The sequence below is a fragment of the Patescibacteria group bacterium genome, from assembly GCA_024654625.1.
In the GTDB taxonomy this organism is placed as follows: Bacteria; Patescibacteriota; Minisyncoccia.
This window is the reverse complement of sequence record JANLHB010000046.1, coordinates 1-1,004: the sequence shown is the minus strand read 5'-3', so window position 1 is coordinate 1,004 and position 1,004 is coordinate 1. Positions and strand designations below refer to the sequence as shown.

2 protein-coding genes are annotated in these 1,004 nt (G+C 35.2%); both read left to right on the top strand.

Annotation, left to right across the window (positions count from 1 at the left end):
* Positions 1–188: DUF6516 family protein (locus NUV40_04470; GenBank protein ID MCR4343115.1), on the top strand; the 188-nt coding region annotated here is incomplete at its 5' end.
* Positions 189–813: 625 nt separating this feature from the next.
* Positions 814–1,004: hypothetical protein (locus tag NUV40_04465; GenBank protein MCR4343114.1), on the top strand; the 191-nt coding region annotated here is incomplete at its 3' end.

Sequence of the window (1,004 nt, the reverse complement as noted above, 5' to 3'; positions counted from 1 at the left end):
ATTATCGAAAAGGTTCTAATAATTTATTCAGATATGATAATGCCCCCGACCCAAGGGCTAAAAACTTAAAGACATTTCCTTACCATAAACACCTTGAAGATGGAAATATTACTGAATCAAAACAGATGGAATTAACAGACATTATTAATGAAATTGAGAACCTTTTTATTTCAGAAGATAATGATTGATCCCTATACCGTTCAGGTAATTTTATAAAGGAAAATTTAGATAATCTATTTAGCTCATTAATCCAAAACCGTAAATCTTCTTACCTTTGGAATCCCGACTGAGTCGGACCTTGAAACTACTCCGAGCGGCGCATATGGTGGCTTGCTTCTCTCTTCTATTTTCAGTGTTAATCCGTGTTTTTCCGTGGTTAAGTTTTATCTTTTCCTTTTTGCTTTTTGCTTTTCTCTGCGTTCTTCGCGTCTCCATGTCCTCGGTGCCTTTTGTCCGGGGAAATCCGTGGTTAAATTTTTCTTTCTTTGCGTCTTGGCGGTAAATTATCTATTTGTTTTTCTCTTTTAGTGTCAATTTGTGAAATTCGTGTCCAATGCCTTTTGTCTTGCAAAACAACCCCGCTCTTTTATAATAACCCTGAATAAGAAGATTTGATAAATTTCAAGTCCCAAATGGCAAATCCCAAATAAATCACAACACCAAATGACCAAAATAAAGAATCAAAATAATATGATTTAATTATAGGCTTAGATATTGTAATTTAGCTCCTGCTCCACTGGAGGATGTGTCTTCTGTTGCTAAATTTTTCTTTCTTTGCGTTCTCTGCGACTTCGCGGTGAATAGCTTTTTATCATGCACACATCAATCACTTATCAATACAGAGATGCATCTAACTATAAGGAGTTTGATACAGTAATTATCAGCGGACTACTTTCCTTAAATGGTATTGAGGAATATTTATATGAGAAAGAATACTTTATCCCTTCAGAAATCGGTTTGAAAGATCTTCAGCCGGAAAATCTGAACCAGGATGATCATATCTG